The 3,461-nt window shown below is 72.3% G+C and carries 5 protein-coding genes and 1 pseudogene; 1 reads left to right on the forward strand and 5 read right to left on the reverse strand.

Annotated features, from left to right (window positions below):
* Positions 1 to 383 (reverse strand): winged helix-turn-helix domain-containing protein (locus AB0O00_RS32970; protein ID WP_363658082.1); only part of this gene is annotated, 383 nt, incomplete at its 3' end.
* A gap of 624 nt (positions 384 to 1,007) precedes the next feature.
* On the opposite strand from AB0O00_RS32970, the gene AB0O00_RS32975 reads away from it, so the two are divergent.
* Complete coding sequence (locus tag AB0O00_RS32975) at positions 1,008 to 1,517, forward strand: carboxymuconolactone decarboxylase family protein (protein WP_363658089.1); 510 nt, start codon at positions 1,008 to 1,010, stop codon at positions 1,515 to 1,517.
* A gap of 22 nt (positions 1,518 to 1,539) precedes the next feature.
* Here the strand turns inward: AB0O00_RS32975 and AB0O00_RS32980 are convergent, their stop codons facing one another.
* The 4 genes and pseudogenes from AB0O00_RS32980 to AB0O00_RS32995 form a co-directional block, all read right to left on the reverse strand.
* Positions 1,540 to 1,857, reverse strand: coding sequence for a hypothetical protein (locus AB0O00_RS32980; RefSeq protein WP_363658084.1), 318 nt, complete (start codon positions 1,855 to 1,857; stop codon positions 1,540 to 1,542).
* A 52-nt stretch (positions 1,858 to 1,909) separates the two neighbouring features.
* Positions 1,910 to 2,416, reverse strand: a pseudogene (locus AB0O00_RS32985) (transposase); the annotation flags it as partial.
* Positions 2,395 to 2,991: a winged helix-turn-helix domain-containing protein gene (locus AB0O00_RS32990; protein WP_363658086.1), complete on the reverse strand. Its 597-nt coding sequence runs from the start codon at positions 2,989 to 2,991 to the stop codon at positions 2,395 to 2,397. The pseudogene AB0O00_RS32985 and the gene AB0O00_RS32990, both read right to left, overlap by 22 nt.
* Positions 2,992 to 3,018: 27 nt before the next feature.
* Positions 3,019 to 3,345 carry a hypothetical protein gene (locus AB0O00_RS32995; RefSeq protein WP_363658087.1) on the reverse strand — a complete coding sequence of 109 codons (327 nt, stop codon included), beginning with the start codon at positions 3,343 to 3,345 and terminating at the stop codon, positions 3,019 to 3,021.
* Between the last annotated feature and the right edge of the window lie 116 nt (positions 3,346 to 3,461).

Genomic DNA, 3,461 nt, shown 5'->3' on the forward strand with positions numbered 1-3,461 from the left:
GCGTCGGCGTTCCGCCCGTCGGCGCGCCGGGCGCGGCCCTGGGCCAGCAGTTCCTCGCAGCGCGCGGTGTCCAGGCCGCCGCTGCCGACGGCGAACAGGTACCCGCCGCCGACCGACGCGAGCGCCTCGGCCCCGAGGACCCGCCGCAGCCGGTGGACGTACGTCCGGACGACTCCGGTCGCCCGGGCCGGCGGCTCGTCGCCCCACAGGTCGTCGATCAGCTGCGCACCCGAGACGTGCCGGCCCGCCCGGAACAGCAGCGCCAGCAGCAGGCTCTGCTGCTGCGGCGAGCCGAGCGGCACCTCCACCCCGTCCCGCCAACAGCGCAGCGGCCCGAGCACCGCGAACCGCAGTCCCCCCGAACTCCCGCCCTCGCCGACCAACCGACACCCCTCCCCGCTGACGATCCCCCAGCGGCATGATACCGACCGGTATTCCCCCTGCTCAGACATCCTGCCGGGTCCCCGGGGACGATCCGGGGTAGGACCGTCACACGGGTACGAACAGGACGGAGACCGCCTTGAGCAGCGAGTTCGACAACGTGGACATCCTCGTCACCAACGGCCGCCAGGACGGCAAGCCCAGGGTGTGGGCGGTGATCGACGAGATCCACCGGCACCTGACCGCTCACCGGGCGACCATCGGTCAACCCCTGCTCCCGCTCCAGGTGGTGAAGATCCAGGAGGAGGCGGGCGAGGTCGCCGAAGCCCTCCTGGGCGTCCTCGGCGCCAACCCCCGCAAGGGCGTCAGCCACACGATGGCCGACCTCCAGGGCGAGCTGTGCGACGTCATCACCGCCGCCATGGTCGCCCTGCGCGAAACCACACCTGACGCCGCCACCGTCCTCGGCACCCACCTCGCCGCCTGGCGTCCGGCCCCGCCGAAAAAAGTTGAGGAAATTCTCGTCCGGCTGTCACAAACCCCTCCCGGGACGGGTCGAGTCAGTGAAGGCGCCGAAAACACGGCCCGCACCAACCGAGGGGAACACGATGTCGGAGAACACGACGATGCAGCCGCGACCGATCACCACCGAGGTCCCGCTGCGGCCGCGGCTGGCGACGGATCCCGGGGAGCTCGTGCCCGAGCTGGCGGACGTGTCCGCGGCGCTGTTCCGGGCCACCGGCAACCGGTCGGTGCCACGGACGACGATCAGCCTGGTGCAGCTGCGCGCCGGGCAGATCGTCGGCAGCACCTACCTGACCGTGCTGCACACGGGCTTCCTGCGCAAGGCCGGGGAGACGGAGGAGCGGATCGACTCGGTGGCGACGTGGTGGGACTCGCCGTACTTCACCCCGGCCGAGCGGGCCGCGCTCGCCCTGGTGGAGGCGGTGCTCCAGCCGGCCGAGCGGGGCGCCGAGCGGGTGCCGGACACGCTGTACGCCGAGGTGGCCGAGCACTACGACGAGAAGGCGCTCACGACGCTGACCCTGGCGATCGGGCAGGTCAACTTCTTCGTGGCGATCGCCCTCGTCGCCAAGCCCGTGCCCGGACGGTCCTTCTCCGAGCCGTGGGCGTGACGGGCCCGCTCATGCCACGGCGCTAGCGCAGCACCAGGTCCGGCGTGCCTCGGACCGCGTACACCGGGAGGCGGGCGCCGTCGAGGACGGCCTGGGGCAGGCTGAGGCCGAAGTGCCGTTCGACGGCGCCGAGGGTGCGGCGGTGGGCGTCCGAGAGGGGTTCGCCGGGGGGCGCGGCGCGGGTGATGCCGTCGGGGTGGAGGACGCCGGCGGCGACGAGGACGGGGAGCAGGAGGTCCGGCTCGCTGCCCCAGCGCCAGCGCTCCTCGGCGAGGCCGAAGCCGCACAGGACGGCGCCGTCGCGGGCGTAGTCGAGCAGGGCCGGCGGGTGCTCGGCCATGGGGCGGTAGTGGACGACCTCGACGCCGCCGCGGGCTACTGACCTCGGCGCTTCAAGGTGATGGCGGTGGGAGGTCGAGGGAGAGTCCGGTCCCGGCGAGGAAGCCGTCGAGGACGTCAGCGCGGTACTGCAGTCGCTTGAGGCGGTTGCGGACGAGGGCTTCGAGTCGGTCGAGGGCGACGCTGGCGAGGTTCGCGAGGCTGCGTTTGACGTGGGCCCACAGGTACTCGACCGCGTTCAGCTCGGGTGCGTAGGCGGGCAGGATGAACACCGTCAGCCAGTCCCGGGCGCTGATCAGGTCGCGCATGGCGTGGGAGACATGGGTGTTGAGCCGGTCCCAGACCAGCACGATCGGTGCCTTGACCAGTTGATGGGCCCCGTCTATCAGGCCGATGTAGTCGCGTTCGGACAGGCTGCGGCGTTCGCCCTTTCGGCCGGTGTGGCGCCGCAGCCGGTGGCACAGCCGGGTTCGTGAGCCCGGTCGCATCGCGATCAGCCCGGCAGCCGAGACTCTCCCGGAGCCCCGGCCGCAGACCTTCACGACCGGGGTGATGCCGCGCTGTCCCCATGTGCGTCCTGTGGGCGGTCTGCGGGTGAACCCGGCCTCGTCCTCGAAGCAGAGCCATCCGTCGCAGGCCGCCCGGGTGCTTTTACCTCCGCCCAGGTCGCCTCCCTCCACGCGGTGACGGTCTGCTCGTCGCGTTCCGCGGCCCGCCGCACGGGGACCTGCGGGGTGAAGCCGAGGCGGTGCATCAGACGGGTGGCCCCCGAGACGCTGTAGGACACGTGGAACTTGCGGCCGATCAGGGTCGCCACCCGGGCGCCGGTCCACACCTGGTCCTGGTCCCAGCCGTGCACGGCCGGCCCCTGCTCGAGGTACTCGGCGAGCTTCTCCCGGCACCGCGCAGACAGCTTGCACCGCTGCCCACCCGGTCCCCGTGAGGCCAGCGCCCCGACACCGTCCTGGCGCCAGGCCTGGTGCCACTGGTAGGCCGATTTCGCGGTCACCCGCAGCCTGCGGGCAACCTCCCCCGGCGGAACGCCTTCGTCGAACAACGCGGCGGCCTCCAGCCGCACCACCTCGCGGCGCTGACGTGCCTTCGCCGTCAGCCCGCCCCCATCCGCATAACGCATACCAACGGCATAGCGCGCAAATGACCGTCAGTCAGCTACACAAACAGGCCAATCACCTTGAAGCGCCAACGTCAGTATCTCGGTGAGCAGGTCGGCGCCGGTGGAGTCGCCGTACTCGATCGCGAAGGACCAGTCGCCGGACGCCCCGACGCGGACCACGCCGTCGCCGTCCTCGCTGGGCCGGTACACCTCGATGTCGAGGTCCCACACCTCCGCGCCGCTGACCGGGCCGGCGGGGCCGCGCACGTCCGCGCCCATCCGGCGGGCCACCTCCTCGGGCGGGATCCCCCGCGCGAACAGGACGCCGCTGAGCCGGTCGTCGCCCTCGGCGAGCCACCGGATGCCGTCGCTCATGACGCCCTCCCCCTGTCGCACCGACCCGTCCTGGTCGGGCTTCCCGGACGGCACCCTAGCGCCCCCCACTGACAATCGGGCCTCCCCGACGGCGACGGTGCCCGCAGCGCCGGAAC

It is taken from the genome of Kitasatospora sp. NPDC093558, from assembly GCF_040683475.1.
In the GTDB taxonomy this organism is placed as follows: domain Bacteria; phylum Actinomycetota; class Actinomycetes; order Streptomycetales; family Streptomycetaceae; genus Kitasatospora.